Origin of the sequence: Pseudomonas fluorescens (assembly GCF_004683905.1) — a bacterium.
Classification (GTDB): Bacteria; Pseudomonadota; Gammaproteobacteria; order Pseudomonadales; family Pseudomonadaceae; genus Aquipseudomonas; species Aquipseudomonas putida_A.
The window spans coordinates 3,656,785-3,683,439 of sequence record NZ_CP038438.1; the positions used below are offsets into that span (position 1 = coordinate 3,656,785).

Here is a 26,655-nt window from a genome sequence, read left to right on the forward strand (position 1 = left end):
CTTTGCCGGAGCGCCCCATGACATCGTTCTTACCGTTTACCCGCCTCAAAACGCTGCTGGTCGCCAGCGCCATGGCATTGAGCCTGCAACCGCTGGCCGAAGCCGCCGAAGCGCCGCCTGCGGAAGTCCATCTGGATTACGCTTACTACTCACCCGTGAGTCTGGTGCTCAAACATTTCGGTTTTCTCGAAAAGGCCCTGCCACAGTCCAAAATCAGTTGGGTGCTGAGCCAGGGCAGTAACCGTTCACTGGAATACCTGAACAGCGGTGGCGTCGATTTCGCCTCCAGCGCCAGCCTTGCCGCTGTGCTGAGCCGGGCCAACGGCAGCCCGATCAAATCGGTATACGTTTACAGCCGTGCCGAATGGACCGCATTGGTGGTGCGCAAGGATTCGCCCTACCAGAGCCTCGCCGACCTCAAGGGCAAGAAAATCGCCGCCACCAAAGGCACCGATCCGTACCTGTTCACCCTGCGCAGCCTGCAACAGGCCGGGTTGAAGAAAGACGACGTGGAACTGGTGCACCTGCAACATCCGGACGGCCGCACCGCGCTGGAAAAAGGCGATGTCGACGCCTGGGCCGGACTCGATCCGCACATGGCCGCCAGCCAGGTGCAGGCCGGTTCGCGTTTGCTGTATCGCAACCCGGCATTCAACAGCTACGGCGTGGTCAGCGTCACCGAGCAGTACGCCAAGGAACATCCGCAAACCATCGACACGGTGATCAAAGCCTACGAGCAGGCGCGCGAATGGGCGCTGAAAAATCCCGAAGAGTTCGCCGCGTTGCTGGCCAAGGAGTCCGGTCTGCCGCTGGACGTGGCCAAACTGCAGCTGTCGCGCACCGATCTGAGCAGCCCGCAACTGACCGCCAACGACGTGCAAGCGTCGAAAGCCGCAGCACCGATTCTGGTCTCCGAGGAACTGGTGCGGCGTGGAGTGAATGTTGATCAAGTCATCGATCAGTTGCTCGACAGCGGAGTGCAGCAAGCCGTCGCCCGCCAGTAATCGACCAGACTCACAGCCCATCCGCGCTCGACGCGGATTCGCTGTGAGCGGAGCCCACGTATGAGCACTCGCAGTAACGAACTGCCCGCGCCGCCTCGCAGCTTGTCGAGGCCGCGCCCTTCCACCCTCACCCCGACATGGCGCCGGCGCCTGAAAGGTCTGGCCCTGCCACTGCTGATCGTGGTCGCCCTGGAGTTCATCGTGCGTCTCGGCTGGCTGCCGTCCTATCAAATGCCGGCGCCCAGCGAGATCGCCCTGACCCTCACCGACCTCGCCGAAGGCGCGCTGTGGAAACACATCGGCGCCAGCCTGCTGCGGGTGTTGCTCGGTTTTGCGATTGGCGCCAGCCTCGCGCTGGTATTCGCCGCCTGGGTCGGTTTGAGCCGCGAGGCCGAGGCTTATCTGGAGCCGACGTTCGCCGCGCTGCGTTCGATTCCGAGTCTGGCCTGGGTGCCGCTGTTGCTGTTGTGGCTGGGCATCGATGAAACCTCGAAGATCGTGCTGATCGCCATCGGTGCGTTCTTTCCGGTGTACGTCAACGTGGTCGCGGCGATTCGCAACATCGATCGCAAACTTGTCGAGGTCGGGCGCATCTATGGCTTCAGCCGCCTGCAACTGGTGCGGCGGATTCTGCTGCCCGCCGCCCTGCCCGGCCTGTTCACCGGGCTGCGCAGCGGCATGAGTCTGGCGTGGATGTTTCTGGTGGCCGCCGAGCTGATCGCCGCGACCAAGGGCCTCGGTTATCTGCTCAGCGACGGCCGCGAAACCTCGCGCCCGGACATCGTGCTGGCGGCGATTATCGTGCTCGCCTTGCTCGGCAAACTCAGCGACGGTTTGCTCGCAGTGCTGGAACGCCGCTGGCTGATGTGGCGCGACACCTTCACCGGTCAGGAGGCGCAGGATTGATTGGCCAGAGCCAACTATGCTGAAAGCGTCCATCCAGAGATTCGGCGCATGTGCGGAAGACTCTCGCAGTACCGCGGCATTCACGACTTTGTCGCGGTGCTGAGCATTCCCGATGCGCTGATCAATCACGTCGGCGACGCCGCGCTGGAGCGCTACAACGCGGCGCCGACCACGTCACTCGCGGTGCTCCATCAACATGATCAACGCCTGTATGCCGACAACCTGCGCTGGGGCTGGCGCCCGCACTGGGCCAAAGACCGCGCGGCGCCAATCAACGCGCGCGTGGAGAAAGTCGCCCACGGGCCGTTCTTCCGGGCGATCTGGCGTCATCGGCTGATCGTGCCCATCGACAACTGGTTCGAATGGGTCGACGGCCCGGATAAAACCCGACAGCCGTGGCTGATCCGTCGTGCCGATCGCGGGCCGGTTTTCTGTGCCGCCATCGGACAGTTTCCAACACCCGGCAGCGATGCTCGGGACGACGATGGATTCGTGATCATCACCGCCGACAGCGTCGGAGGCATGCTCGATATCCATGATCGAAGACCAGTGGTGTTCCGCGCGGAGCTGGCTGCCGAGTGGCTCGACCCGGCAACACCGGCGGAACGTGCCGAACAGATGCTGCTGTTCGAAGGTGAATCCAGCGAGGCATTTGCCTGGCACAAAGTCGGCAAAGCCGTCGGCAATTCTCGTAATCAGGGTGCCGGACTGATTGACGAAGTGGCTTAAAGATCCGTGATCTCACGCGTTTACCCTGTAGGAGCTGCCGCAGGTGATTACAGGTAACACTCGATCTTTACAGCTGGTGTTTCATCGCTGAGACAGCCCGGAAAAAACAGTCGTTTGAGCGAACTAACCGCCTGTCTGACATTTCAACCGTCATACATACATTTACATGCACTACGGATAGCATGCGCGCCGCATTTCCATTTGGCATACCAGTTGACCAAAGAGTCAGCAAAACCAGGAATCCCCTACAACTTTAACAAGCCTTGCAGAGAACTAAGTTGCGCGACGATTTTGCAATCAAACAGGCCAACGGCCTGGAGTGTATTTATCTGTCCATGACAGAACGCTTTCAACTCGACTGTTTTATCGGCCACTACATCAAGACCCGAAACCTGCGTTCAGTGCCGGACATCGAACGCATCCTGCGCACCACGCTCGAAAGCTATCCCGGTCACCCGCCGGTGATGGTCAACGAGCTCAATGCATGGATCGACAAGACTCTGGGCTATCGGGCGTCACACCCGGACTTCCCGCACCTGGAAGACCTCTGAAAAAAAGAAGCCCCGCTGCTGCGGGGCTTCTTGCATGTTGTCAGAGTTTCACGTCAGGCCCGGTGAGTTCCTTGCCATCGTCGTGCTTCCACGTCTGTTCCTTGCGTTTCTCACGCTCGATTTCTTCTTCGCTGGGCTCGTCTACTTCATCGTCTACATGTTCGTCTTCATCCGGACGCTTTTGCTCGGTCGTCATGTGCACCTCGCCTTGTCAAAAATAGTCATCCAACCAGCTTAGAACAGTTTTTTTACCGGTAACTTACAACCACCAGCGCAGCAAAAAGAAAAACGCCATGCTCAAGAGCATGCTGAGCAAGGTATTGCGGGTGTACAGCACCAGCCCGATCGCTACGAGCGAACTCAGCAAATACGGATTATCCCACTGTAAATTCAACTGTTTGTCCGGCATGAACACGATCGGCCCGCAGATCGCCGTGAGCATGCCCGGTACGGCAAACCCGAGAAACTGCCGAGCATTGCTGCTCAAGCGCAGCGGCAGGCGCGGTTCGAGAAACACGTAACGGTTGAGGAACACCAGAATCCCCATGCCGAAAATCACTGCCCAGACCATCATGTGCGCCCCCGATAAAGCTTGTTGCAGACAAATCCTGCGGTCATCCCGGCCAGCCCTGACAACACCAGCGCCGAGCCCCACTGCCAATAGCTGAACAACACCGAGCAGAACAGTGACACCGCCACGCACACCACGGTCGGCACGTTACGCACCACCGGGGTGATCAACGCGATGAAGGTGGCGGCAATCGAGAAGTCCAGCCCCAGGTGCTCGAGCCCCGGAATGCTGCTGCCCAGGACGATGCCGGCCAGGGTGAAGAGGTTCCAGGCGATATAGAACGTCAGGCCGACGCCCAAGGCGTACCAGCGGTTGAACTGCTGGCGGTCATGCTGGCTGGTCAGGGCGAACAGTTCATCGGTGAGCAAAAAGCCCAGGCCGATGCGCCAGCGTCCGGGCAGCGGCGAAATCACCGGGCGCATGCTCATCCCGTACAGCAAGTGCTGCGAGGTCAGCAGCAGCGTGGTCAACAGAATGGAGAAAATACCGGCACCGCCCTTGAGCATGCCGATCGCCACCAGTTGCGCGGCCCCTGCGAACACGATGCTCGACAGGCCCTGCCCCTGTAACGGCGTGAGATTGGCTTCGATCGCCATGGAGCCGGCCAGCAGCCCCCACGGCGCCGTCGCCAGTGATAACGGCATGATCGCCGCAGCGCCGCGAAGAAACGCACGGCGCGGCATAAGTGAGTCAGACATAACGCTCTTCAACCGAGGAAACGGTCGCAGACTCTGCCAGCAAGTGCCCCTTCGTGGCTTGAACAATCTTGCGCACTTGCGCTAAATCGCAGCGCCCCAGCGTCGCTGTCGGCGTACCATGGAGGCCTTCACAACCACGTCAGGGAGACGACATGCTGTACCGAATCGCAGCCGACGGGCTGGTGCTGTTCCATCTGTCATTCATTCTGTTTGTGCTGTTCGGCGGGCTGCTGGTGCTCAAGTGGCCACGCCTGATGTGGCTGCATCTGCCGGCGGCTGCATGGGGCGTGGCGGTCGAGGTGTTGCACCTGACCTGTCCGCTGACCTACTGGGAAAACCTGATGCGCCACGCCGCCGGGCAGACCGAATACGCCGGCGGCTTCATCGAGCACTACATTTGGCCGATCATCTACCCCGCCGGGCTGACGCCGCAGATCCAGTTGGCGCTGGGCAGCGTGGTGCTGGTGATCAACCTGCTGGTCTACGGGCGTCTGGCCCGCGCGTGGAAACTGCGCCGCGCCAGCCGTATTCCGTTTTAACGAGCGGCGGGTTTCAAGGCTTGCAGCCAGGCCGGATCCAGGCGCTTCTGGTCGATCTCCAGACCCAGCGCCTGCATCCGCTCTTTGTGCGCTTCGACTTCCCGGCGCAACTGCGCATGATCGCTGGAGTTACCGTCCAGTTCGTGCATCTGGGTCAGCCCCAGATGATAGAAGCGCAGCACCTTCATCGCGGTCGGATCGTTCTGTTCCACCGCAGCGGTCACCTGATGCATCACGTTGGTCACGCTCATCAGGCTGCGCTTGAGCCGCCAGCTATAGACCGCCGGGGCCATCCACGCCTGCTGCCAGAACTGCCCGCGCATCAGCGCCGCTGTCAGCAGAAACGCCACGAACACCCCACCGACATTGAACCGCAGGTTATCGCCGCCGGGCTCGCCGAACAGCGCCACCGCCGCCGTCGAAAGCACCATCGCCAGCACCAGAAACAGCACCGCGATGATCAGCGTGCTGCGGCGGGTCTGCTGGCGAAACGTTGCTGGGTCCATCGGCTGGATCTCGAACATCAGGCATGACTTCCTTGAGCGATAAAAAGGGCAACGGAAAAAACTCGCTGCGCATTATCGCCTCTCTCGGGGATTTAGCTATGCTGGGGGCCCTTTTCAACTTTTCAGCGTCCAACGGGGACATGGCGGTACAGCGCAGATCGTGCCATCTTCATTCATGGATACACACTATTCGGATGCCATTTGCCTGCCATTGGAATGACATCGTTTTAAGGATCATTGCATGACCCAACGACACGTAATCAACGCCTCGGTCAGCCCGAAAGGCAGCCTGGAAACCCTTTCTCAACGTGAAGTTCAGCAACTGAGCGAAGCCGGCTCCGGCAGCACCTACACCCTCTTCCGCCAGTGCGCCCTGGCCATCCTCAATACCGGAGCGCATGTCGACAACGCCAAGACCATCCTCGAAGCCTACAAGGACTTCGAAATCCGCATTCACCAGCAGGATCGCGGCGTGCGTCTCGAGCTGCTGAACGCCCCGGCCGACGCGTTCGTCGACGGCGAAATGATCGCCAGCACCCGCGAGATGCTGTTCAGCGCCCTGCGTGACATCGTCTACACCGAAAACGAACTCGACAGCCAACGCATCGACCTCAGCACCTCGCAAGGCATCAGCGACTACGTGTTCCACCTGCTGCGCAACGCGCGCACCCTGCGTCCGGGTGTGGAACCGAAAATCGTCGTGTGCTGGGGCGGTCACTCGATCAACACCGAAGAATACAAATACACCAAGAAAGTCGGCCACGAACTGGGCCTGCGCAGCCTCGACATCTGCACCGGTTGCGGCCCCGGCGTGATGAAAGGCCCGATGAAGGGCGCGACCATCGCCCACGCCAAGCAGCGCATCCACGGTGGGCGCTACCTCGGCCTGACCGAGCCGGGGATCATCGCCGCCGAAGCGCCGAACCCGATCGTCAATGAGCTGGTGATCTTGCCGGACATCGAAAAACGTCTGGAAGCGTTCGTGCGTGTTGGCCACGGCATCATCATCTTCCCGGGCGGCGCTGGCACCGCCGAAGAGTTCCTGTACCTGCTGGGTATCCTGATGCACCCGGACAACGCCGGCCTGCCGTTCCCGGTGATCCTGACCGGGCCGAAACATGCCGCGCCGTATCTGGAACAGCTTGATGCCTTCGTCACCGCCACCCTCGGCGATGCGGCGAAGCAGCACTACGAGATCATCATCGACGACCCGGCCGAAGTCGCGCGGCAGATGACCGCCGGCCTCAAAGCGGTGAAGCAGTTCCGCCGCGAGCGCAACGACGCGTTCCACTTCAACTGGCTGCTGAAGATCGACGAAAGCTTCCAGCGTCCGTTCGATCCGACCCACGAGAACATGGCCAACCTCAAGCTGCACCGCGACCAGCCGCCCCACGAACTGGCCGCCAACCTGCGCCGCGCGTTCTCCGGGATCGTCGCCGGCAACGTCAAGGACAAGGGCATCCGTTTGATCGAAGAACACGGGCCGTACCAGATCCGTGGTGACGCGGCGATCATGCAACCGCTCGACGCGCTGCTCAAAGCCTTCGTCGCCCAGCACCGGATGAAACTGCCGGGCGGCGCGGCGTATGTGCCGTGCTATCGCGTGGTGGCGTAACTCTCCCGCCACCGCATCCCCCTGTGCCTGCCCCCCATGCAGGCACAACAAAACCAAAGTGGGAGCGAGCCTGCTCGCGAATAGGCCAGATCAGCCACTTCAGATGTTGACTGATCCACCGTTTTCGCGAGCAGGCTCGCTCCCACAGGTTGTGTGCCAGCCACAAATGCCAGGCACACCACAATGTTTCTGCGTGCGCCGATGCTGCCAATCAGCCTTTGTTTCTGACACAAAAGCCCCGTACATTCCGCACGACAGCCATCCCCGGCCCGTACTAAGCTTCGCGCTCAATTTTTCAGGGACGATTCATGAAACGGATTGCCGCGTGTCTGCTGTCACTCCTGGCCCTGGCAGCCGATGCAGCAGATCTGCAACTGCTCACCGACAACCATCGCCCCCTGCACTTTCAGCAAGGCGATCACCTGGAGGGTTACGGCGTCGACGTGGTGCGCGCGCTGGCAGAGCAAACCGGTGACCGGATCGACCTGCAGCAAGTCCCCTTGCTGCGAGCCTTGCGCACGGCCAGCGAAACACCCAACACCGGCGTCTTCACCGTCCTGCGTACCGACGAGCGCGATGACCGCTATCAATGGGTCGGGCCGCTGATTGAAGTCGAAACCGCGCTGTATGCCCATGCCAACAACCAGCCGCCGGTAAAAACCCTGCAGCAGGCGGATCAGGCCGGGCGCATCAGCGTGCCGCGCAAATGGCTGGTCTACAGCTACCTTAAGCAGCAAAACCTGAAGAACCTCGACGGTGTCGAAACCCCGGAACAGATGATGCGTCTGTTCAGCCTGGGCCGGACCGATTTCGTGGTCTCCGACACCCTGTCCACCGCCGCGCTCGCCCGCACCCAGGGCATGGAACCGGGACGCTTGCAATATCAGATGTCGCTGATGAAACAGGACACCTACATCGCCTTTTCGCTGCAGACCGATCCGGGTCAGGTCAAACGCTGGCAACAGGCGCTGGAAACCTTGCGCGCCGACGGGCGTCTGGAGCAGATTCGCCAGCGCTGGCTGATGAATGCACTTCCGAGATGACTGAGCTGCCCCGTTCAACTGTAGGAGTGAGCCTGCTCGCGATAGCGTCAGCCCCTTCAGCAATGAGGTGAAAGACCCACCGCTATCGCGAGCAGGCTCACTCCTACAGGGATCTGTGCAAGCCGGTCTGCTTTCATTCCACCAGCCGCGCCGCCAGCGCCTTCGCCTGCAACGCCACATCCGTCACCGCAGTGCTCTCCCACCACATCCCGCGCAACGGTGGCCCCATCGCGAACAATCGGCTGCCGGCCTGCCCTTCAGCATCCAGCACCGCCCCGTCCACCGCCGCTGCAATCCCCAACGCCAACGGCCCCGGACGCACCAGCCCACGCGCCAGCAACTGCTGCGGCAGCGGTCGCGCGACGCGGCGCCAGTCGTACTCGATGCCGCTGGAATTGATCAGCGCTGCCCCCTGTACCACACAGGTTTGCGCCTCGCCGCGACGCCGAATTCGAATGCTCACACCCTCGCCCGTCATCGGCTCAAGCCCTTTGAACGACGCCGCCTGAATCCGCAACCGTCCTTCGTTGTGCAAGCGCTCAACCAATGCTGCACTCAGCGGCGGCGACCGGTGATGATGACTCTCCCACCACGGCCGCACATGGCGTACGAATTGTCGACGCTGCACGTCAGTCGCCTGACTCCACAGCCGTCCGATATGGGCCCGCACCGTGTCCAGCGGCGCCTGCCAATCGATGCCCTGAGCGATCGCCTCGCGGCAATGCCTGCGCAGCTCGCGCAACAACTGTCGCGGCGTGCGAATGCTCTGATCTGCGGCAAGAAAATCCACCCACGCCGGCGGTTGCCGCCGCACATGGGGCAACAGTCCGTGACGGGAAAACACTTCGATCGGCCCGCGATGCCCGGCCTGCTCCAGTGAAACCACGGCATCGACCATGGTCAGGCCGGAGCCGATGATCAGCACAGTCGACTGCGGATCGAGCTGACGCATGGCGGCGACATCCCACGGATCAAGCGCTGCGGCGTTCAGGCCGCTGGACTCTTTCTGCGGCGTGCGCGCGGCGGGGAACATGCCCGTAGCGAGCACGGCATAGGCGCCGCGCAGAGTCTGCCCATTGCTCAAGCTCATTTGCACCGAATCCGCATCAGTTTGCAGATCGACGACTTCAGCGCGAACGTGCTCGACGGTCGAACCATGCTGCGCACCAACGACGCGCGCCTCGGCCAGACGCTGCTGCACATACACGCCAAACAGCCCGCGTGGAGGGAACAGCTCACTGATTGGCACATTCTGCTCGGCAGATTCCGGCCAGCCACCGGCAGCGATGTGCGCGGTCAGCCATTGAGTCAGGTCATCGGGCTTATCGGGGTCGACACTCATGCGCGCCGCATTGCCGTTGAGCGTGTGGCCCAGTTCGACGGCGCTGTAAGCTTCACCGCGACCGAGTTCGGCGCGCGGTTCGATGATCAGGATCCGACGCTGGCCGGGCAGTCGCAGCAATTGCACGGCCAGCATCGTGCCGCTGAGGCCACCGCCGATGATCAGGATGTCTGCGTTCTGACTCATTCAAATCACCACATTGCGCACAAAGCGCACCGCCACCGGCCCGTCATTGCGATAGCCATGGGGCTGGTTGCTGGCAAACATGAAAAACTCGCCGCTCGCAATGGTATTGGTCACATCACCCACCGTTAGCGTCAGGCAACCTTCGAACACATAAATCTGCTCGCTCCAGCCATCGGCGTCGGGTTGCGACGGATAGACCTCACCCGGTTGCAGGCACCATTCCCACTGCTCGACTTCACGGGTGGCGGTGGCCTTGGACAGCAGCACCGCCTTACTTCCCGGAATGACTCCGGCCCAGGCCACCTCGTTGATGCGGCTGGTATCGCGTGCGTCGGGGGCCTGGATCAGGTCGCTGAAGGCCACGTCGAGCGCTTCGGCAACGCGATCAAGGGTGGTCAGGCTGACATTCTTTTCCCCGGCCTCGATCGCCACCAGCATGCGCCGACTGACGCCGGACTTTTCCGCCAGCGCGGTCTGGCTCATGTCGGCAGCGTGGCGCAGGCGCCGAACGTTGTGACTGACGTGTTGCAGGACGGACGCCCGTTGGCTGGAATCTTTGTGCACTATATTGCTCACTCGGTGGGGTTGGGCAGTATACTGCGCAACGTTGGGCGCATTGTGCGTCCTGCCTTTTATAGTGCGCAAGGACATGACGTCAGTGAACAGCTCCCCCACGCCGCTTCGCTTCTCCCGTTTCAGCAAGGCCGAGTGCGTGCTGGTGCTGATCACCATGGTCTGGGGCGGCACGTTCCTGCTGGTGCAACACGCCATGACCGTCAGTGGGCCGATGTTCTTTGTCGGCCTGCGCTTTGCGGCGGCGGCTTGCATCGTCGCGCTGTTCTCCTGGCGCCACTTGCGTGAACTGACCCTGTTCGAGCTCAAGGCCGGATCGTTCATCGGCGTGGCGATCATGCTCGGTTACGGCTTGCAGACGGTTGGTCTGCAAACGATCCCGAGCAGTCAGTCGGCATTCATCACCGCGCTGTACGTGCCCTTCGTGCCGTTGTTGCAATGGCTGGTGCTGGGCCGTCGTCCGGGGTTGATGCCAAGCATTGGCATCATGCTGGCGTTTACCGGTCTGATGCTGTTGTCCGGGCCGTCCGGGGCGTCGTTGAATTTCAGCCCCGGCGAAATTGCCACCCTGATCAGTGCCATCGCGATTGCCGCCGAGATCATTCTGATCAGCACCTATGCCGGTCAAGTCGATGTACGCCGGGTGACCGTGGTGCAACTGGCGGCGACCTCGGTGCTGTCGTTTCTGTTGGTGGTGCCAACCGGTGAAGCGCTTCCGGATTTTTCCTGGACCTTGCTGGTGACCGCGCTGGGACTCGGCGCGGCGAGTGCGGCGATTCAGGTGGCGATGAACTGGGCGCAGAAAAGCGTTTCGCCGACCCGGGCAACATTGATCTACGCCGGTGAACCGGTGTGGGCCGGGATCGTCGGGCGAATCGCCGGCGAGCGCTTGCCGGCGATTGCGCTGGTGGGTGCAGGGTTGATTGTGGCGGCGGTGATTGTCAGCGAGCTGAAGACCAAGGGTAAGGTTGTCGAAGAAGACGCGGAGCTGGAGCGGGAGACCCAAGGTTAATCCGCAATATCTTTAGTGCCTGACCCATCGCCTTCGCGAGCAAGCCCGCTCCTACATTGGAATGTATTTCAAATGTGGGAGCGGGCTTGCTCGCGAAAGGGCCATCCGTCACAACATCCCTCCCCCTGAAACAATGCCAAACCAAATTTTTCAGACTACTTTGTAGGATTCTGAGACATCCTGGCGTTTGGTAATCAGGGAGCTGGCACGTATGATGCTTCACAAACTTCCGCAGATTAGAAGCCTATGTCCCTGATAGTTCTACTGCTTCTGCCATTCATTGGCAGCTGTCTGGCAGCGGTGCTGCCACACAACGCGCGTAATACCGAATCCCTGTTGGCAGGTCTGGTCGCTTTGATCGGCACCGTGCAGGTCGCGCTGTTGTACCCGCAAATCGCCCACGGCGGGGTGATCCGCGAAGAATTCATGTGGCTGCCCAGCCTCGGTTTGAATTTCGTCCTGCGCATGGACGGCTTCGCCTGGTTGTTCTCGTTGCTGGTGCTGGGCATCGGCGCTCTGGTCTCTTTATATGCGCGTTATTACATGTCGCCGGACGACCCGGTGCCGCGCTTCTTCGCCTTTTTCCTGGCGTTCATGGGCGCCATGCTCGGGCTGGTGATCTCCGGCAACCTGATCCAGATCGTGTTCTTCTGGGAGCTGACCAGCCTCTTCTCGTTCCTGTTGATCGGCTACTGGCACCACCGCTCCGATGCCCGGCGTGGCGCTTATATGGCGCTGATGGTCACCGGTGCCGGGGGACTATGCCTGCTGGCGGGGGTCATGATCCTCGGCCATGTCGTCGGCAGCTATGACCTGGACAAGGTCTTGGCCGCCGGCGATCAGATTCGCGCACATGCCCTCTACCCTATCCTGCTTCCCCTCATCCTCATTGGCGCCCTAAGCAAAAGCGCCCAGTTCCCCTTCCATTTCTGGCTACCGCACGCCATGGCGGCGCCCACTCCGGTTTCGGCCTATCTGCACTCGGCGACCATGGTCAAGGCCGGGGTGTTCCTGCTTGCGCGCCTGTGGCCGTCGCTGTCCGGCAGTGAAGAATGGTTCTACATCGTCAGCGGCGCCGGTGCGTGTACGTTGTTGCTCGGCGCCTACTGCGCAATGTTCCAGAACGACCTCAAGGGCCTGCTGGCCTACTCGACCATCAGCCATCTGGGCCTGATCACCTTGCTGCTGGGTCTGAACAGCCCACTGGCGGCGGTCGCGGCGGTGTTCCACATCCTCAATCACGCGACCTTCAAGGCGTCGCTGTTCATGGCCGCCGGGATCATCGACCACGAGAGCGGCACCCGTGACATCCGCAAACTCAGCGGCCTGATCAAACTGATTCCGTTCACCGCCACGTTGGCGATGGTTGCCAGCGCGTCGATGGCCGGCGTACCACTGCTCAACGGCTTCCTGTCGAAAGAAATGTTCTTCGCCGAAACCGTGTTCATCAACGCCACCGCGTGGGTCGAAGCAGCGTTGCCGATTGTCGCGACCATTGCCGGGACCTTCAGCGTCGCCTACTCGCTGCGCTTTACCGTCGACGTGTTCTTCGGCCCGACCGCCACCGATCTGCCGCACACCCCGCACGAACCGCCGCGCTGGATGCGTGCGCCGGTCGAGCTGCTGGTGTTCACCTGTCTGGTCGTCGGGATCTTCCCGGCGCAAGTGGTCGGCCCGTTGCTCGCAGCCGCCGCGCTGCCGGTGGTGGGCGGCACGCTGCCGGAATACAGCCTGGCGATCTGGCACGGTCTGAACGCGCCGATGATCATGAGCCTGATCGCCATGTCCGGCGGCATCGTGGTCTATCTGCTGCTGCGCAACCAGCTCAAGCGGGGCCGCTTCAAATACCCGCCGCTGGTGGGTCGCTTCAACGGCAAGCGCCTGTTCGAGCGCAGTCTGGTGCTGATGATGCGCATGGCCCGTCGGGTAGAACGCCGACTCGGCACCCGCCGCCTGCAAATGCAACTGTTCCTGATGGTCCTGGCGGCAGTGCTCGCCGGCCTGATCCCGGTGTTGCACAGCAGCCTGAGCTGGGGCGACCGGCCGAAGATTCCGGGTTCGATCGTGTTCGTCACCCTGTGGCTGCTGGCGATTGCCTGTGCCCTCGGCGCCGCATGGCAGGCCAAGTATCACCGTCTCGCCGCCCTGACCATGGTCAGCGTCTGCGGGTTGATGACCTGCGTGACCTTCGTCTGGTTCTCGGCGCCGGATCTGGCCCTAACGCAACTGGCGGTGGAAGTGGTGACCACGGTGCTGATCCTGCTCGGCCTGCGCTGGCTGCCCCGGCGGATTGAAGAAGTCTCGCCACTGCCTTCGAGCCTGCGCAAGGCCCGCGTGCGGCGCTTGCGCGACTTGCTGCTGTCGATTGCCGTCGGCGCCGGCATGGCGCTGTTGTCCTACGCGATGCTGACCCGGCAGACGCCCAACGACATTTCCTCGTTCTACCTCAGCCGGGCCATGCCCGAGGGCGGTGGCAGCAACGTGGTCAACGTGATGCTGGTGGACTTCCGCGGCTTCGACACCCTCGGTGAAATCACCGTGCTGGTGGCCGTGGCGCTGACCGTGTTCGCCCTGCTGCGCCGCTTCCGCCCGCCGAAAGAAAGCCTGCAGTTGCCGGCCCAGCAACGTCTGCTCGCGCCGGACGTGGTCACCGATCTGGTCAACCCGCGCAGCGCCAGCGACACCGCGCTCGGCTTCATGATGGTGCCGGCGGTGCTGGTGCGCCTGTTGCTGCCGATTGCACTGGTGGTGTCGTGCTACCTGTTCATGCGCGGCCATAACCAGCCGGGCGGTGGTTTTGTCGCAGGCCTGGTGATGTCGGTGGCGTTCATCCTGCAGTACATGGTCGCTGGCACCCAGTGGGTCGAGGCGCAAATGAGCCTGCGACCGCTGCGCTGGATGGGCACCGGCCTGCTGTTTGCCACCGCCACCGGTCTCGGGGCGATGGCGGTCGGCTATCCGTTCCTGACCACCCACACCTGGCATTTCGCATTGCCGCTGCTGGGCGAGATCCATATCGCCAGTGCGCTGTTCTTCGATATCGGCGTGTACGCCGTGGTCGTGGGCTCGACGCTGCTGATCCTCACCGCCCTCGCCCACCAATCGGTGCGTGGTCACAAGACCGCGTCGCTGCCCAAGTCCGTCGCCAGCAAAGGAGCCGTCTGATGGAAGAAGTCATCGCAATCGCCATCGGCGTGCTCGCCGCCTCCGGGGTCTGGCTGGTGCTGCGGCCACGGACATTTCAGGTGGTCATGGGCCTGTGCCTGCTGTCCTACGCGGTCAACCTGTTCATCTTCAGCATGGGCAGCCTGTTCATCGGTAAAGAACCGGTGATCAAGGACGGCGTGACACAGGATTTGCTGCACTACACCGATCCGCTGCCGCAGGCACTGGTGCTGACCGCGATCGTCATCAGCTTCGCCATGACCGCGCTGTTCCTGGTGGTGCTGCTGGCGTCGCGGGGCCTGACCGGCACCGACCACGTCGACGGCCGGGAGCCCAAGGAATGACGGCGATGACTCACCTGATCGCGGCACCGATCCTGCTGCCGCTGCTGACCGCCGCCATCATGTTGATGCTCGGCGAGAAGCATCGGCCGCTGAAGGCGAAAATCAACCTGTTCTCCAGCCTCGTCGGCCTGTTCATTTCGGTGATGCTGCTGCAGTGGACGCAAACCACTGGTGTGCCCGGTTCCATCGGCGTGTACCTGCCGGGCAACTGGCAGGCGCCGTTCGGCATCGTGCTGGTGGTCGATCGCCTCTCGGCATTAATGCTGGTGCTGACCGGGATCATCGGCGTCAGCGCCCTATTGTTCGCCATGGCGCGTTGGGACGGCGCGGGATCGAGCTTCCACGCTTTGTTCCAGATTCAGTTGATGGGCCTGTACGGCGCCTTCCTTACCGCCGACCTGTTCAACCTGTTCGTGTTCTTCGAAGTGCTGCTCGCGGCCTCTTATGGCCTGTTGCTGCACGGTTCGGGTCGGGCGCGGGTGTCGTCGGGCCTGCATTACATCTCGATCAACCTGCTGGCCTCGTCGCTGTTCCTGATTGGCGCGGCGCTGATCTATGGCGTCACCGGCACCCTGAACATGGCCGATCTGGCGCTGAAGATTCCGCTGGTGCCGGAAGCCGACCGCGGCTTGCTGCACGCCGGCGCGGGGATTCTTGCGGTGGCGTTTCTGGCGAAGGCCGGCATGTGGCCGCTGAACTTCTGGCTGGTGCCGGCCTACTCCTCGGCCAGCGCGCCGGTGGCGGCGATGTTCGCGATCATGACCAAGGTCGGCGTCTACACCCTGCTGCGCCTGTGGACGCTGCTGTTTTCCAGTCAGGCCGGGGCCTCGGCCTTCTTCGGTGGCGACTGGCTGATCTACGGCGGCATGGCGACCATCGCCTGCGCGGCGCTGGCGATTCTCGCCGCGCAACGTCTGGAGCGCATGGCCAGCCTGAGCATTCTGGTGTCGGCCGGGATTCTGCTGTCGGCGGTGGGTTTCGCCCAGCCAAACCTGATCGGCGCAGCGCTGTTCTATCTGGTCAGCTCGACCCTGGCCCTGAGTGCGCTGTTCCTGCTGGCGGAGTTGATCGAGCGTTCGCGTTCGGCCAACGAAATCCCGCTGGAGGATGAAAGCGAGTTGCTGCCGCGTCCGCAGGAATCGCTGCAACCGCCCAAGGGCATCAACCTCGATGACGAGCAGAAAGCCGTGGTCGGTCAGGTCATCCCGTGGACCATGGCGTTTCTCGGCTTGAGTTTCATTGCCTGCGCGCTGCTGATCATCGGCATGCCGCCGCTGTCCGGATTCATCGGCAAGCTCAACCTGATCGGTGCGCTGCTCAATCCGCTGGGGCTGGGCGGCGAGGCACCGATCTCGAACGCTGCATGGGCGTTGCTGGCGCTGCTGATCCTCTCCGGACTGGCCTCGTTGATGGCATTCGCGCGCATGGGCATCCAGCGTTTCTGGACGCCCGAGGAGCGCCCGTCGCCGCTGCTGCGCAAGCTTGAATGCGCGCCAATCTTCCTGCTGCTGGGATTGAGCATCGCCCTGACCTTCAAGGCCGAACCGCTGCTGCGTTACACCCAGGCCACCGCCGACGCGCTGAACAACCCGCAGCAATACGTGATGGCGGTGCTCGGCACCCGCGCCGTTCCCAGCCCTGAAGCCAAAGCGGCGATGCTGGAGGTGCAGCCATGAAGCGCGTATTTCCGGCACCGTTGCTGTCACTGGCGTTGTGGGTTTTGTGGCTGACGCTGAACCTCTCCGTCAGCCCGGGCAACCTGCTGCTCGGTGCAATCCTCGGGTTCGCCGCACCATTGATGATGCGCAAGCTGCGCCCGAAACAGGTGCGCATCCGCCGTCCGCTGACGATTTTGCGCCTGTTCGTGATGGTCGGTCGTGACGTGATCCTCTCCAACCTGATCGTCGCCTGGGGCGTGATCAACGCCGGTCGCCGCCCGCCGCGATCGCGCTTCGTCAAAGTCCCGCTGGACCTGCGCGACGCCCACGGTCTGGCCGCTCTGGCGATGATTTGCACCGTGGTGCCCGGCACCGTGTGGTCGGAGCTGGCGCTGGATCGCAGCATTCTGCTGCTGCATGTTTGGGATCTGGATGACGAGGCGCACTTCATCCACCACTTCAAGACTGCCTACGAGCAGCCGTTGATGGAGATTTTCGAATGAGCCCGCTGCTGTCGAACGCGATTCTGCTGACGCTGTTCCTGTTCTCGCTGGCAATGGTCCTGACCTTGATTCGCCTGTTCAAGGGGCCGTCGGCACAGGATCGGGTACTCGCGCTGGATTACCTGTACATCGTCGCCATGCTGATGATGCTGACCCTGGGCATTCGTTATTCCAGTGACACTTATTTCGAGGCGGCGCTGCTGATCGCGCTGTTCGGCTTCGTCGGCTCGTTTGCCCTGGCGAAATTCCTGCTGCGTGGCGAGGTGATCGAATGAATGCTGAATTGTCATTGTGGGTGGAGATTCCGGTGGCGATCCTGCTGGTGCTCAGCGGGGTGTTTGCACTGATTGGCGCGACCGGATTGCTGCGCATGAAGGATTATTTTCAGCGCATGCACCCGCCGGCGCTGGCCTCGACACTGGGCGCGTGGTGCGTGGCGCTGGCTTCGATCATCTGTTTTTCTGCACTCAAGTCCGGGCCGGTGATGCATGCCTGGCTGATTCCGATTCTGCTGGCGATTACCGTGCCGGTGACTACGTTGCTGCTGGCGCGGGCGGCTTTGTTCCGCAAGCGCATGGCCGGGGATGATGTGCCGGCTGAGGTGAGTAGTCGCCGCACCGAGAGTGGTAGTTAGTTTCTACATCTAGGGTGTCTGAACTGGCCTCTTCGCGAGCAAGCCCGCTCCCACATTTGGAATGCATTTCCCCTGTAGGAGCGGGCTTGCTCGCGAAGAGGCCGGTATTGCCAACACATGAACCGGGTCAGACCCAAGCCACCGCCAACAACCCGGCCCCCAACACCAGACAAAGCGGCGAATACACCCAGGTATCCAGCCGCGCAAACCGCGACCCCTTCACTTCCTTGAAAAACCCCACCAGATTCGAATCGCCGATCGCCCGGGCAAACATTAATAACGCAATCGCACTGATCACCCATTGCAACGCTTTGTGATGCACCGCCGGCATGCCCCAGCCGACCCGCATGCACACCAGCGCGGCAATCACCAACAATGCTGCCGCTACCAGCAAGGTAATCCAGCCTGACGGTTTGAACGCCGGTCGCACCGTCGCCACCAGTCCTCGCACCGGCACTTGCGGTACCGCCGCCACCGCCGCCCATTGCCCACCCAGCGCCCAATACACGTGTACCAGAGCGATTGCCGCAAATATCGTCACCAGCCATTGAGCCAACACAAAGGTCATGGTCGAGAATCCTTTCAAGGGATTTGAACAAAACATCCTAGTTGGCATTTTTTGAAGTGCACGACCGATCAGCGGTACGGTAAAGTGCCGCCCCATGAAATTCACCCGTTCCGATCGCTCACTGCTGGCCTGGATGCTTTATTGTTGCGTCCTGTTCAACGTGTTCGCCTGCAGCATCGGTCACGGGCAAATGGTCGGGATGCAGCTCAACGGCATCGGCGGGCAGTTCTGTACGGTCGACCCGGCCACCCAAGCGCCACTGACCAGCAATCCCAGCGAAGAACAATTGCCGACCCTGTCGAAGGCGTTCGGCTGTCCGCTGTGCTCGGTCGGCGGCGGCATGGGCCCGGCGTTCAACTCCAGCCTGACCCTCGCGGTTCTGCCCGAACAGCACAGCCCGCCGCTGGCGCCCATCGTCAGTGCTGACCTCCCTGCCCGCTTCACCTGGCCTTCGGCCAATCCTCGCGCCCCACCGCTCGCCTGAGTGTCTTTGCCTTTTTGATTTTTCAGCCCACTGCGCCAACGCGCGGCGTTCGCCTGTGCGCTGATTCCCAGACAAGCATTCAGGATTCAACGATGAAACATATTCCTCTGCTGGCGAGCCTGTGCGGCTGCCTGTCCCTTAACGCCTGGGCGCAATCCACTGTAGACCTGGCGCCGATCACCATCGACGGCGAATCCACCAGCGAACCAGGCCTGAGCCTCGATCAATCCAGCGGCATGGCCTCGCGCCTCGGTCTCAGCGTGCGCGACACACCTGCGTCAGTGGCCGTCGCCAACCGCAACGACATCGAACGCCACGGCGCGCAAAACTTTCAGGACGCCGCCAACACCCTGCCAGGGGTCAATGCCAGCGCGCCGCCAGGCTTTGGCGGATTCGTCTCCTATCGCGGTTTCACCAGCAGCCAGATCACCCAGATGTTCAATGGCATCAACGTCTCCGGCGGCCTCGCCCGGCCGGTGGATGCGTGGATCTATGATCGAGTCGAACTGGTCGGCGGCCCGTCGTCGCTGATCAACGGCGCAGGCTCGGTGGGAGGTTCGCTGAACTACGTGACCAAACTGGCAACTCGCGACGAACAAGCCGCTGAAGGTCGCGTCAGCTACGGTAGTTACGACACCACCGAAACCGCGTTCGGCCTCAACCATGCCCTGACCGACCCGAGCGCCGACGTGCAGCACTACGCGCGGCTCGATGTCAGCCACAACACCAGCAACGGCTACATCGACCGCCAGCAACGCGATGCCTGGAGCGTGGCGTTCTCGTTGCTCAGCGACCTCACGCCGGATCTGTCGCACACCCTGGCCCTGGAATATCAGGACGAACACGAAGACAGCCCGTACTGGGGCACGCCGGTGCTCAACCCCAAGGCCGGCGAGTTGAAGATCGACAAACACAACCGCTTCAACAACTACAACGTCGAGGACGGACGCTACGAACAGCGCACGATCTGGGTGCGCTCGATCATCGATTACCGGATCAACGACAGCACCACCCTGCGCAACACGCTGTATCACCTCGACAGCCAACGCGATTACCGCAACCTCGAAACCTATCAGTACAACGCCGACAATAGTGCGGTGACCCGCTCCACCGCCTATCAAGTGCGGCATCAGGGCGAGCAGAACGGCAACCAGTTCGAACTGCGCCACGACAACACCCTGTTCGGCCTCGACACCACTTGGTCCGGTGGTTTCGAGTACAAGGTCAACCAGACCACCAACTCGCCGCTGAATATCAAAGGCGCAAGCACGGTCGATCCGAACAACTACCGTCCGGGGCATTTCTACGATATTCCCGGCACCAACCCGACACTGATCAGCGACAAGACCAACGAGGTCACCACCAAGGCGCTGTTCGTGGAAAACCGCCTGGCACTGACCGACAAACTGGCGTTGCTCACCGGCCTGCGTTACGACGACATCGACCTCGACGTGACCAACCATCGCACCGTGACGGCCGCCAATCCGAAGCATCTCAAACGCAGCTGGGAGCCGATCACCGGGCGTGTCGGCCTGACTTACCAGTTCATCCCATCCGCCAGCGTCTACGTGCAATACAGCACTGCCGCCGAGCAACCGAATGGCACGCAGGACTTCGATGTTTCCACCGGCAAGCAATGGGAAGTCGGCAGCAAGTTCGACTACCTGGAAGGCCGTGGCTCGGCGACGGTTGCCGCCTACACCATCGAGCGCAAGGACTTCGCCGTGACTGACCCGCTGGACCCTACCAGCAGCATCCCGGTAGGACAGCAAACTTCGAAAGGCATCGAGATTGCCAGCTCCCTGCGGATCACCGACAAACTGTTGGCCGAAGGCAACTTCGCCTGGGTCGATGCACAATACGATGATTTCACCGAAAAGAACGCCGCCGGCGCGGTGGTTTCACGCAAGGGCAACACGCCGACCAACGTTCCGGACCGGGTCGGCAATCTATGGCTGACTTACGATTTTTCGCCGCAATGGCAAGGTGGGGTCGATGCGCGGTATGTGGCGTCGGTGTATGCGGACACGGCGAACACCATGACCGTGCCGTCGTACACGCTGTTCGGCAGCTTCCTCAGCTACAAGGTCGACTCGCACACCACCGTCACCGGCCGAGTGCGCAACCTGACCAATGAGGTGTATGCCGAGTTTGCGCATGTATCGCCGGCTTACTATCTGGGTACGCCGCGTACCTTTGAATTGGCGGTGCAAACGAAGTTCTAAAAGCATGAAAGCTTCGCGAGCAAGCCCGCTCCCACAGGAGAACGCGTTCCAATTGTGGGAGTGAGACTGCTCCCACAGGACAGAGCGCTCCAATTGTGGGAGCGGGCTTGCTCGCGAAGAGGCCAGCAGTCTCAACTATCTATTTCAGATCAGCCGCCACCTTCTCCGCCACATCCTTCGGCACCCAAGCCTGCCACACCTCCGGATGCGCCTTCATGAAGGCCTCAGCCGCCTGCCGTGGTGCGGTGTGTTTCTCGCTCATCTCGGCCAACGCCTTGTTCAGCGGCTCGATCGGGAAATCCACCTTGCTGAAGAAATCCGCGATCTGCGGATACTGCTTCTGGAACGGCGTAGACACGCCAATCGACAGCTTCGATGCCAGCGAACGGGTCGGTTTCGGATTGGGGTTATCGGCATCGGTCAGGGTCTTCCACGCCTCGGCATCGAACGGTGGCTCTTCCAGCTGCACCAGTTTGAATTTGCCCAGCAATGGCGTCGGCGACCAGTAATAGAACAGCACCGGTTTGCCCCGACGGATCGAAGAGCTGATCTCGGCATCCAGCGCCGCGCCCGAGCCACTGCGGAAATTGGTGTAATCGTCCTGCAGGCCGTAAGCGGTCAGCTTCTGTTTGTTCACCACTTCCGAGGTCCAGCCGATCGGGCTGTTGAGGAACCGACCCTTGCTCGGATTTTCCGGGTCCTTGAACACATCCTTGTATTTCTTCAGATCACTGACACTGCGCAGGTCCGGCGCCAGCGGCTTGATGCCCTTGGCCGGGTCACCCTTGATCACGTATTCCGGCACCCACCAGCCTTCAGTCGCACCCTTGACCGTATCGCCGAGACTGACGACCTTGCCCTCCGCTTCAGCCTTGACCCACACCGGACTGCGCCCGGCCCACTCTTCGCCAATGACCTGAATGTCATTGTTGGCCAGCGCGGTTTCCAGGGTGATGGTGGTGCCGGGCAACGTATCGGTCGGCAGGCCATAGCCCTTCTCGACGATGATCCGCAGGACATCGGTGATCAGGCTGCCGCTTTCCCAGTTCAGGTCGGCAAAATGAATCGGTGCCTGCGCCGCCGCTGCCGGCTGCGCGGCCGTCAGTACACCGAACGAAACCACGCTGGCGGCCAATAGCCGTCGAATTCCTTTCATGCTTTGCACCTCGTGCTGTTCACAGCAATAGCAGGATGGCCTGGCAGAAGACCGCAAGCCTCTGAATACTCAGTCAACTGACTGTAGCCGAGGTTCCTGCTTTTTCCGGGGGCCAATCCCGGCGAGGTTATGTTTCAGACTTTTCCTGCAAGCTTTGCAGCTCGCGTCTGACCATGCTGGCGTATTCCGCAGGCCGCAAGGTGTAGATCTGCGCTGCCACCCAGCTCAGCCACGCGCCGTGCAATTCGGCTTTGGCGTTGAACAGGCGCAATGCCTCCTCACGCGCACGGTCGAGGTTCTGCGAATGGAAGTCGGCGCGGCTCACACCACCGATCACTCGCTGGCCTTGAACGTGATCAGTTCGCCCTTGCGCCACTTCGCCGCTTTACCGGTAACGGCTTTCAGGGTCTTGGTCAGGCCTTCCTGCAGTTGCTGGTGTGCGGCAAACACCGTCACCACGCTGTGGCCTTCCTTGAACAGGATCGCGTGGCCGTCCGCTGTATCGACAAAGGCGTAATCGCCCAGGCCGTACACCGTGAGTTTGATTTCGCGAAAGCGAATGTCCATCTTGCCGCCTTCACGGCTGGGCAGCACGGCCGCGCTGAAATGATCGCCGACCTTGAGCTTGAGCCCCGGTTTGTCATCGACCACCAACGCACTTTCGGTGTCGATCTCGGCCACGTAAATGCCTTCGGCGTTCTGTTCGGTGATGTAAACAAAACGCGACTGGAACAGCTTGACCAGCTTTGCACGCAAATCACCCAACACGAACAAAGCATGCATATCGAGGTTACTGACTGCCAAAGAAACATCCCCACATCTGAAAAAGTACCCGGCGCCAAAACGCGCACGGCAAAAAAACGGCCAGGCCGATGCTGTTACCGAATGACTTCAGTACACCTGAAACAAGCGGAGCGCCCATACATCACAAGTTCGCAAGACTACTGGAAAGTCAGGCGAGAAACTTGCCTCGATGTTCGCCAGGCCTTGAAGGAAAAATCTTCATTGAAGCGCAACGAAGACGGACTACAAACTTTAGGGAAAAAACTGACGAAAAAAAGCCCTTTTCCGACATATCGCCGGTAAAAAATTGCTTTAGATAGGCACCTGTCGCCAGCAGACACTGGCGATTCTAGAGCAGCGATGCTGCTTCCGACTACCCGAACCGACCTGTAACCGTCGGCTATCTCATGAAAAGGACTTCATATGTGCACTCTGACTCACTTTGCCCAGCCCTCCAAACCAGTCATGGATACGCCTTTCGTGCTGCACGGCACTGATTTGCCGGAACTTGCGCAATACGCACAAAGCGTTCAGACCCCACGATTTCAGGTGGTCCCGGCAGGTAACGCGTTCTTTCATATCAAGGAATCTTCCACCGGTCGTGTAAGAGGTTTCCGCGAAGACCATAACGAGGCGTGCGCCCTCGCCCGCTTGCTTGAATCACGGATCGAACTCTTGTCCAACGGCTGCCTCAGATAAAGAGCGAGCGACAGCGCCATTCCGGCACACGCAAAAGGAGTACACGATGGAACTGCCTGCATATGATCTGAAAACCCTGTTCGACCAACTGGGCCTGCCGTCGGAAAACGGGGCAATCGACGACTTCATCGAAGCGCATCCGCTGGACGCTAATACCAAACTGATCGATGCCGACTTCTGGACGCCACAACAGGCGCAACTGCTGAAGGAGTGGCTGCGCGCCGACGGCGAAGAAGCGGTGATGGTCGATGAATTGAACGTACGCCTGCACGACGGACGTTAATAAATGTCAGTGCAGGCTGTCGCCAGGCTCGGCCATCAGTTGCGCGAGCCAGGCAGCCTTGCACTCCTCCGCCTCGTCGCGACTGGCGAACGCGGTGCCACGCCGCTCACCATTGAGCAACACCACCCAGCAGACGCTCTGGCCCATCGCGCGCAATCCGGCGGGCACACCACTGCCAATCATCACCGCGACATCGACTCTGCACATACTGACCTCTCGATTTCATTAGCTACCTAACTAACGGCCATGTTAATGACTTCATCGCAGAGGAAACAGCAACGCCCGTGCACAGATTCATTGCGCGAGCGGTAACAATCGATCAGCGCGGATTCTCCGGCTTGTAACCCAGGCGCAGACCGCCCCAATGCCGGCCCTTGACCATGATCGGCACCGACAAGTCGTGCATCAGCTCCCCGGTGTCACGGGTGTAGGTCTGCAGCAACACCGCCTGTTGATGGCTGCCGCAGCGGATCCCGGTGCGGTCGGCGAACTTGCGCTTGGTGCGGTTACCCACCGCGTCGACCTGCGCGTCACCGGTCAACGGCTGACTGAACGCCAGGTTGTGCGTCGGCACATAACCCTGCTGCGTGCAGGCAATCGCGAACACTAACCCCTCATGACGCGGCAGCAACGGCTCCTGGATCGCCGGCAGCACCTGATCGGTGTAGCGGTCGAAACGTGTCTGAAACTTCGCCGGCTGCGTCCCGGGAATCGGTTGATATTGACGGTCGAACAAATCCTCAAGACTGATCCGCCCCTGCTCGACATCCGCCTCGAACCGGGCCGCAATCTGACTCGCGCCCTCACGCGCCAGGTCATAGACGCGCTGGTGATAGTCATCCAGACCGACTTCGGCCAGACGCTCGCTGATGGTTTCCGCCTGCCCTTCCATCTGCACAGCGGCCTCGGCCAGACGCCGGGTTTGTTGATCGCTGATCGCCAGATCACTGCGCATCTGCTCGATGGCCTTGAACAGACTGTCGAGCTGCTCGCGATTGGTTTCCGCGCCACGGGCGATTTCGCCGACCTGGGTTTCCACCCCGGCCGCCAACCGCGCGATGTTTTCCAGATGCTGGCCGGTGTTCTCGACCTGCTCGACACCGGTCTGCAGATCGCTGGACAGCTCGCGGATCTGCTCCACCACTTGCGCCGTACGCTGCTGAATGTCGGCAACCATCTCCCCGACCTCGCCGGTCGCCGAGGCAGTCCGCGCTGCCAGACCGCGCACCTCATCCGCCACCACCGCAAAACCACGGCCATGCTCGCCAGCCCGCGCCGCTTCAATCGCCGCGTTGAGGGCGAGCAGATTGGTCTGGCTGGCGATGGACTGAATCACCAGCGTCACCCGTTGAATATCATCGCTGCGCAGACTCAGGGCTTCGATCAGCTCACGACTGGCGTTGGCGCGTTGACTGAGTTGGTGCATGCGCGCAATCGAATCCACCAGTTCGGTGCGCCCCGCCGCGCTGCTGTGATGCGCTTCGCTGGCGGCGTCCAGCGCTTCACGACTGAGCTGCGAAGTGGCGTGTTCGGTGGCGATCATCACTTCGGCGTTGCTGACAATCTGCGCCGCCGCATCGAGTTGCGATTCGAGTTTGCTCGCCAGTTGCTTGACGGAAAACGCCACACCGGCGGCTGACAGCGCGTTATGACTGGTGGTGTAGGAAAGATCGCGGGTGAGTTCGGCAATCGCGCTGCCGGCATCGACAGGCGCAGCATCAGGGGTGGCCCGCGAGCGCAGGCGCGGCAGCCAGACAATCAGCACCGCCAGCGGCAGGCCGATGTACAGCGACCCTCCACCCAGCGTCATGCCGGCGAGCAACAGCATCAGGGCGATGCTTTGCAGGGTCGGAGCGATCCAGCGGTTTTTCGGCAACAGCACTGGTGCGGGCAAAGCCCCAACCAGAGATCCATCTCTCGTCATATCAACACCCCACGCTTGTTCTCATTGTTGTGACTGCATTAAACGCCACTAGAACGCCATTATCCATGGTCCGTTAGTCGTGGAGTCTGCAGCAGGTCAATGGAACGGCGCGCAAAATATCGCAGACGAGCAAAAGCAAAGATCGCAGCCCCGTCAGCTCGTGTAGGAGCTGCCGAAGGCTGCGATCTTTTGCAGGCGCCCCCGATTCAGGGGGCAGCCATGGAATCAGGCCTGACGCTGGTGCTTGTCGATCTGCTCGTGACGCTCTTGAGCTTCGATGCAGTACTTGGTGGTCGGGCTGATCAGCAGGCGTTTCAGGCCGATGGCCTCGCCGCTGTCGTCGCACCAGCCAAAACTGTCTTCCTTGATGCGCTCAAGGGCTTGTTCCAGTTGCGGCAGCATGCGCTGGTCGCGATCGATCGCGTTCACCAGCCAGGTGCGCTCTTCTTCAACCGAAGCCGCGTCCGCCGGGTCGGCCGGAGTGTCCAGGCTTTCGATGGCGATACGGTTTTGCTCAATGCGCTCGTGGGTTTCGACTTTCATGTTCTGCAACAGCTCAGTGAAGAAAGCGTGTTGCTCGGCATTCATGTAGTCATCTGCCGGCATGGCCAGCAACTTGTCCTTTGTCATTGATATCTCTATAAAAAAACGTGCATTAAGGCGAAATAGGGAGCGTTCCGGCGAACCGTGTCCGGTCGACGAAAAGGCATCGTTTATTGCAAACGCCACCCGGCACTCAATTTACGAAGGGGCGGCAGTCTAAGGCCCGTTTGAGGCCTCAGCAACTGTAAATACCGGGAATTTGTCCGACAACAGCCGTAAACGGGTCTGACACAGGCTTCGTGGCGGTCATCGGAGTGCGTTTATAGCAAGAAATTCAGTCCAACGGCTGTATATAGAAGACAAACGGCTAACCGCTGGCGTCTCATCGCGAATTTTTCTACTCCCGGTGCA

Annotated in this window: 31 protein-coding genes; 18 read left to right on the plus strand and 13 right to left on the minus strand. The window is 61.2% G+C overall.

Annotation, left to right across the window (positions count from 1 at the left end; all coding sequences use genetic code 11):
* The first annotated feature begins 17 nt into the window (after positions 1-17).
* The 4 genes from E4T63_RS16645 (at position 18) to E4T63_RS16660 (ending at position 3,190) form a co-directional block, all read left to right on the plus strand.
* A complete protein-coding gene (locus tag E4T63_RS16645) occupies positions 18-1,004 on the plus strand; it encodes an aliphatic sulfonate ABC transporter substrate-binding protein (protein WP_135296053.1) in 987 nt (328 codons plus the stop codon).
* A gap of 60 nt (positions 1,005-1,064) precedes the next feature.
* Entirely contained in the window at positions 1,065-1,910 is an 846-nt protein-coding gene (locus tag E4T63_RS16650; protein WP_135296054.1) for an ABC transporter permease, read from the plus strand.
* A 48-nt stretch (positions 1,911-1,958) separates the two neighbouring features.
* Positions 1,959-2,639, plus strand: a complete 681-nt coding sequence (locus tag E4T63_RS16655) for an SOS response-associated peptidase (RefSeq protein WP_135296055.1) — start codon at positions 1,959-1,961, stop codon at positions 2,637-2,639.
* 278 nt (positions 2,640-2,917) lie between these two features.
* Complete coding sequence (locus tag E4T63_RS16660) at positions 2,918-3,190, plus strand: hypothetical protein (protein WP_097090314.1); 273 nt, start codon at positions 2,918-2,920, stop codon at positions 3,188-3,190.
* 40 nt (positions 3,191-3,230) lie between these two features.
* Here the strand turns inward: E4T63_RS16660 and E4T63_RS28565 are convergent, their stop codons facing one another.
* The 3 genes from E4T63_RS28565 to E4T63_RS16670 form a co-directional block, all read right to left on the minus strand.
* Complete coding sequence (locus tag E4T63_RS28565; protein WP_167734154.1) at positions 3,231-3,386, minus strand: hypothetical protein; 156 nt, start codon at positions 3,384-3,386, stop codon at positions 3,231-3,233.
* Between the two features lie 63 nt (positions 3,387-3,449).
* A complete protein-coding gene (locus E4T63_RS16665; RefSeq protein WP_166497451.1) occupies positions 3,450-3,761 on the minus strand; it encodes an AzlD domain-containing protein in 312 nt (103 codons plus the stop codon).
* On the minus strand, positions 3,761-4,459 hold the full coding sequence (locus E4T63_RS16670) for an AzlC family ABC transporter permease (RefSeq protein ID WP_135296056.1): 699 nt from the start codon (positions 4,457-4,459) through the stop codon (positions 3,761-3,763). The genes E4T63_RS16665 and E4T63_RS16670 overlap by 1 nt, the downstream gene beginning before the upstream one ends.
* 152 nt (positions 4,460-4,611) lie before the next feature.
* Here E4T63_RS16670 and E4T63_RS16675 point away from each other — a divergent pair, with 152 nt between their 5' ends.
* Entirely contained in the window at positions 4,612-4,998 is a 387-nt protein-coding gene (locus E4T63_RS16675; RefSeq protein ID WP_027612976.1) for a DUF2784 domain-containing protein, read from the plus strand.
* On the opposite strand, the gene E4T63_RS16680 is transcribed toward E4T63_RS16675, so the two are convergent.
* Positions 4,995-5,522: a DUF3087 domain-containing protein gene (locus E4T63_RS16680; protein ID WP_134786673.1), complete on the minus strand. Its 528-nt coding sequence runs from the start codon at positions 5,520-5,522 to the stop codon at positions 4,995-4,997. The two genes, E4T63_RS16675 and E4T63_RS16680, sit on opposite strands and share 4 nt — an antisense overlap.
* Before the next feature lie 223 nt (positions 5,523-5,745).
* On the opposite strand from E4T63_RS16680, the gene ppnN reads away from it, so the two are divergent.
* Both ppnN and E4T63_RS16695 read left to right on the plus strand, forming a co-directional pair.
* Complete coding sequence (ppnN, locus tag E4T63_RS16685) at positions 5,746-7,119, plus strand: nucleotide 5'-monophosphate nucleosidase PpnN (RefSeq protein ID WP_027612974.1); 1,374 nt, start codon at positions 5,746-5,748, stop codon at positions 7,117-7,119.
* 308 nt (positions 7,120-7,427) lie between these two features.
* Positions 7,428-8,162, plus strand: a complete 735-nt coding sequence (locus E4T63_RS16695) for a substrate-binding periplasmic protein (protein WP_135296058.1) — start codon at positions 7,428-7,430, stop codon at positions 8,160-8,162.
* Between the two features lie 133 nt (positions 8,163-8,295).
* Here E4T63_RS16695 and E4T63_RS16700 read toward each other — a convergent pair whose 3' ends face one another.
* Both E4T63_RS16700 and E4T63_RS16705 read right to left on the minus strand, forming a co-directional pair.
* A complete protein-coding gene (locus E4T63_RS16700) occupies positions 8,296-9,690 on the minus strand; it encodes an FAD/NAD(P)-binding protein (protein ID WP_135296059.1) in 1,395 nt (464 codons plus the stop codon).
* Positions 9,691-10,254, minus strand: coding sequence for a helix-turn-helix domain-containing protein (locus tag E4T63_RS16705; RefSeq protein ID WP_103368869.1), 564 nt, complete (start codon positions 10,252-10,254; stop codon positions 9,691-9,693).
* 85 nt (positions 10,255-10,339) lie between these two features.
* Between E4T63_RS16705 and E4T63_RS16710 the strand changes: the two genes are divergently transcribed.
* The 7 genes from E4T63_RS16710 (at position 10,340) to E4T63_RS16740 (ending at position 17,579) form a co-directional block, all read left to right on the plus strand.
* Positions 10,340-11,275, plus strand: a complete 936-nt coding sequence (locus E4T63_RS16710; RefSeq protein WP_135296060.1) for a DMT family transporter — start codon at positions 10,340-10,342, stop codon at positions 11,273-11,275.
* 246 nt (positions 11,276-11,521) lie between these two features.
* Positions 11,522-14,440 carry a monovalent cation/H+ antiporter subunit A gene (locus E4T63_RS16715; protein WP_135296061.1) on the plus strand — a complete coding sequence of 973 codons (2,919 nt, stop codon included), beginning with the start codon at positions 11,522-11,524 and terminating at the stop codon, positions 14,438-14,440.
* Complete coding sequence (locus E4T63_RS16720; RefSeq protein ID WP_003225953.1) at positions 14,440-14,784, plus strand: Na+/H+ antiporter subunit C; 345 nt, start codon at positions 14,440-14,442, stop codon at positions 14,782-14,784. The genes E4T63_RS16715 and E4T63_RS16720 overlap by 1 nt, the downstream gene beginning before the upstream one ends.
* Complete coding sequence (locus E4T63_RS16725) at positions 14,781-16,460, plus strand: monovalent cation/H+ antiporter subunit D (protein WP_097090309.1); 1,680 nt, start codon at positions 14,781-14,783, stop codon at positions 16,458-16,460. The genes E4T63_RS16720 and E4T63_RS16725 overlap by 4 nt, the downstream gene beginning before the upstream one ends.
* The gene (locus tag E4T63_RS16730) at positions 16,457-16,945 is read left to right on the plus strand and encodes a Na+/H+ antiporter subunit E (protein WP_135296062.1); all 489 of its coding nucleotides are present in this window, start codon (positions 16,457-16,459) and stop codon (positions 16,943-16,945) included. Before E4T63_RS16725 ends, E4T63_RS16730 begins: the two co-directional genes overlap by 4 nt.
* On the plus strand, positions 16,942-17,220 hold the full coding sequence (locus E4T63_RS16735; RefSeq protein WP_003225959.1) for a K+/H+ antiporter subunit F: 279 nt from the start codon (positions 16,942-16,944) through the stop codon (positions 17,218-17,220). The genes E4T63_RS16730 and E4T63_RS16735 overlap by 4 nt, the downstream gene beginning before the upstream one ends.
* Complete coding sequence (locus tag E4T63_RS16740; RefSeq protein WP_027612967.1) at positions 17,217-17,579, plus strand: Na+/H+ antiporter subunit G; 363 nt, start codon at positions 17,217-17,219, stop codon at positions 17,577-17,579. The genes E4T63_RS16735 and E4T63_RS16740 overlap by 4 nt, the downstream gene beginning before the upstream one ends.
* 127 nt (positions 17,580-17,706) lie before the next feature.
* Here E4T63_RS16740 and E4T63_RS16745 read toward each other — a convergent pair whose 3' ends face one another.
* Entirely contained in the window at positions 17,707-18,147 is a 441-nt protein-coding gene (locus E4T63_RS16745; protein ID WP_098964385.1) for a DUF3995 domain-containing protein, read from the minus strand.
* Positions 18,148-18,241: 94 nt separating this feature from the next.
* Between E4T63_RS16745 and E4T63_RS16750 the strand changes: the two genes are divergently transcribed.
* Positions 18,242-18,631: a DUF2946 domain-containing protein gene (locus tag E4T63_RS16750; protein WP_047598254.1), complete on the plus strand. Its 390-nt coding sequence runs from the start codon at positions 18,242-18,244 to the stop codon at positions 18,629-18,631.
* A 92-nt stretch (positions 18,632-18,723) separates the two neighbouring features.
* Positions 18,724-20,856 carry a TonB-dependent receptor gene (locus E4T63_RS16755; RefSeq protein ID WP_135296063.1) on the plus strand — a complete coding sequence of 711 codons (2,133 nt, stop codon included), beginning with the start codon at positions 18,724-18,726 and terminating at the stop codon, positions 20,854-20,856.
* A gap of 139 nt (positions 20,857-20,995) precedes the next feature.
* Here E4T63_RS16755 and E4T63_RS16760 read toward each other — a convergent pair whose 3' ends face one another.
* The 3 genes from E4T63_RS16760 to E4T63_RS16770 all read right to left on the minus strand — a co-directional run bounded on the left by E4T63_RS16760 (position 20,996) and on the right by E4T63_RS16770 (position 22,816).
* Positions 20,996-22,012: an ABC transporter substrate-binding protein gene (locus tag E4T63_RS16760; RefSeq protein ID WP_097090304.1), complete on the minus strand. Its 1,017-nt coding sequence runs from the start codon at positions 22,010-22,012 to the stop codon at positions 20,996-20,998.
* A 127-nt stretch (positions 22,013-22,139) separates the two neighbouring features.
* Entirely contained in the window at positions 22,140-22,337 is a 198-nt protein-coding gene (locus tag E4T63_RS16765) for a hypothetical protein (RefSeq protein WP_135296064.1), read from the minus strand.
* Between the two features lie 8 nt (positions 22,338-22,345).
* Positions 22,346-22,816 carry a hypothetical protein gene (locus E4T63_RS16770; protein ID WP_007966910.1) on the minus strand — a complete coding sequence of 157 codons (471 nt, stop codon included), beginning with the start codon at positions 22,814-22,816 and terminating at the stop codon, positions 22,346-22,348.
* Positions 22,817-23,218: 402 nt separating this feature from the next.
* Here E4T63_RS16770 and E4T63_RS16775 point away from each other — a divergent pair, with 402 nt between their 5' ends.
* Both E4T63_RS16775 and E4T63_RS16780 read left to right on the plus strand, forming a co-directional pair.
* Positions 23,219-23,494 carry a hypothetical protein gene (locus tag E4T63_RS16775; protein ID WP_027612961.1) on the plus strand — a complete coding sequence of 92 codons (276 nt, stop codon included), beginning with the start codon at positions 23,219-23,221 and terminating at the stop codon, positions 23,492-23,494.
* A 46-nt stretch (positions 23,495-23,540) separates the two neighbouring features.
* Positions 23,541-23,777, plus strand: coding sequence for a DUF2789 family protein (locus E4T63_RS16780; RefSeq protein WP_027612960.1), 237 nt, complete (start codon positions 23,541-23,543; stop codon positions 23,775-23,777).
* A gap of 6 nt (positions 23,778-23,783) precedes the next feature.
* Here E4T63_RS16780 and E4T63_RS16785 read toward each other — a convergent pair whose 3' ends face one another.
* The 3 genes from E4T63_RS16785 to E4T63_RS16795 all read right to left on the minus strand — a co-directional run bounded on the left by E4T63_RS16785 (position 23,784) and on the right by E4T63_RS16795 (position 26,331).
* Positions 23,784-23,984, minus strand: a complete 201-nt coding sequence (locus E4T63_RS16785; RefSeq protein ID WP_007966907.1) for a hypothetical protein — start codon at positions 23,982-23,984, stop codon at positions 23,784-23,786.
* A 112-nt stretch (positions 23,985-24,096) separates the two neighbouring features.
* A complete protein-coding gene (locus E4T63_RS16790; RefSeq protein ID WP_135296065.1) occupies positions 24,097-25,701 on the minus strand; it encodes a methyl-accepting chemotaxis protein in 1,605 nt (534 codons plus the stop codon).
* Between the two features lie 225 nt (positions 25,702-25,926).
* Positions 25,927-26,331 carry a TraR/DksA family transcriptional regulator gene (locus E4T63_RS16795; RefSeq protein ID WP_003225981.1) on the minus strand — a complete coding sequence of 135 codons (405 nt, stop codon included), beginning with the start codon at positions 26,329-26,331 and terminating at the stop codon, positions 25,927-25,929.
* Between the last annotated feature and the right edge of the window lie 324 nt (positions 26,332-26,655).

Bases quoted from the DNA above. Each gene is read 5' to 3' on its own strand.
- E4T63_RS16645 (WP_135296053.1), top strand. From the start codon at position 18: ATGACATCGTTCTTACCGTTTACCCGCCTCAAAACGCTGCTGGTCGCC.
- E4T63_RS16650 (WP_135296054.1), top strand. From the start codon at position 1,065: ATGAGCACTCGCAGTAACGAACTGCCCGCGCCGCCTCGCAGCTTGTCG.
- E4T63_RS16655 (WP_135296055.1), top strand. From the start codon at position 1,959: ATGTGCGGAAGACTCTCGCAGTACCGCGGCATTCACGACTTTGTCGCG.
- E4T63_RS28565 (WP_167734154.1), bottom strand. From the start codon at position 3,386: ATGACGACCGAGCAAAAGCGTCCGGATGAAGACGAACATGTAGACGAT.
- E4T63_RS16665 (WP_166497451.1), bottom strand. From the start codon at position 3,761: ATGGTCTGGGCAGTGATTTTCGGCATGGGGATTCTGGTGTTCCTCAAC.
- E4T63_RS16670 (WP_135296056.1), bottom strand. From the start codon at position 4,459: ATGTCTGACTCACTTATGCCGCGCCGTGCGTTTCTTCGCGGCGCTGCG.
- E4T63_RS16675 (WP_027612976.1), top strand. From the start codon at position 4,612: ATGCTGTACCGAATCGCAGCCGACGGGCTGGTGCTGTTCCATCTGTCA.
- E4T63_RS16680 (WP_134786673.1), bottom strand. From the start codon at position 5,522: ATGTTCGAGATCCAGCCGATGGACCCAGCAACGTTTCGCCAGCAGACC.
- ppnN (WP_027612974.1), top strand. From the start codon at position 5,746: ATGACCCAACGACACGTAATCAACGCCTCGGTCAGCCCGAAAGGCAGC.
- E4T63_RS16695 (WP_135296058.1), top strand. From the start codon at position 7,428: ATGAAACGGATTGCCGCGTGTCTGCTGTCACTCCTGGCCCTGGCAGCC.
- E4T63_RS16700 (WP_135296059.1), bottom strand. From the start codon at position 9,690: ATGAGTCAGAACGCAGACATCCTGATCATCGGCGGTGGCCTCAGCGGC.
- E4T63_RS16710 (WP_135296060.1), top strand. From the start codon at position 10,340: ATGACGTCAGTGAACAGCTCCCCCACGCCGCTTCGCTTCTCCCGTTTC.
- E4T63_RS16715 (WP_135296061.1), top strand. From the start codon at position 11,522: ATGTCCCTGATAGTTCTACTGCTTCTGCCATTCATTGGCAGCTGTCTG.
- E4T63_RS16720 (WP_003225953.1), top strand. From the start codon at position 14,440: ATGGAAGAAGTCATCGCAATCGCCATCGGCGTGCTCGCCGCCTCCGGG.
- E4T63_RS16725 (WP_097090309.1), top strand. From the start codon at position 14,781: ATGACGGCGATGACTCACCTGATCGCGGCACCGATCCTGCTGCCGCTG.
- E4T63_RS16730 (WP_135296062.1), top strand. From the start codon at position 16,457: ATGAAGCGCGTATTTCCGGCACCGTTGCTGTCACTGGCGTTGTGGGTT.
- E4T63_RS16735 (WP_003225959.1), top strand. From the start codon at position 16,942: ATGAGCCCGCTGCTGTCGAACGCGATTCTGCTGACGCTGTTCCTGTTC.
- E4T63_RS16740 (WP_027612967.1), top strand. From the start codon at position 17,217: ATGAATGCTGAATTGTCATTGTGGGTGGAGATTCCGGTGGCGATCCTG.
- E4T63_RS16745 (WP_098964385.1), bottom strand. From the start codon at position 18,147: ATGACCTTTGTGTTGGCTCAATGGCTGGTGACGATATTTGCGGCAATC.
- E4T63_RS16750 (WP_047598254.1), top strand. From the start codon at position 18,242: ATGAAATTCACCCGTTCCGATCGCTCACTGCTGGCCTGGATGCTTTAT.
- E4T63_RS16755 (WP_135296063.1), top strand. From the start codon at position 18,724: ATGAAACATATTCCTCTGCTGGCGAGCCTGTGCGGCTGCCTGTCCCTT.
- E4T63_RS16760 (WP_097090304.1), bottom strand. From the start codon at position 22,012: ATGAAAGGAATTCGACGGCTATTGGCCGCCAGCGTGGTTTCGTTCGGT.
- E4T63_RS16775 (WP_027612961.1), top strand. From the start codon at position 23,219: ATGTGCACTCTGACTCACTTTGCCCAGCCCTCCAAACCAGTCATGGAT.
- E4T63_RS16780 (WP_027612960.1), top strand. From the start codon at position 23,541: ATGGAACTGCCTGCATATGATCTGAAAACCCTGTTCGACCAACTGGGC.
- E4T63_RS16785 (WP_007966907.1), bottom strand. From the start codon at position 23,984: ATGTGCAGAGTCGATGTCGCGGTGATGATTGGCAGTGGTGTGCCCGCC.
- E4T63_RS16790 (WP_135296065.1), bottom strand. From the start codon at position 25,701: ATGACGAGAGATGGATCTCTGGTTGGGGCTTTGCCCGCACCAGTGCTG.
- E4T63_RS16795 (WP_003225981.1), bottom strand. From the start codon at position 26,331: ATGACAAAGGACAAGTTGCTGGCCATGCCGGCAGATGACTACATGAAT.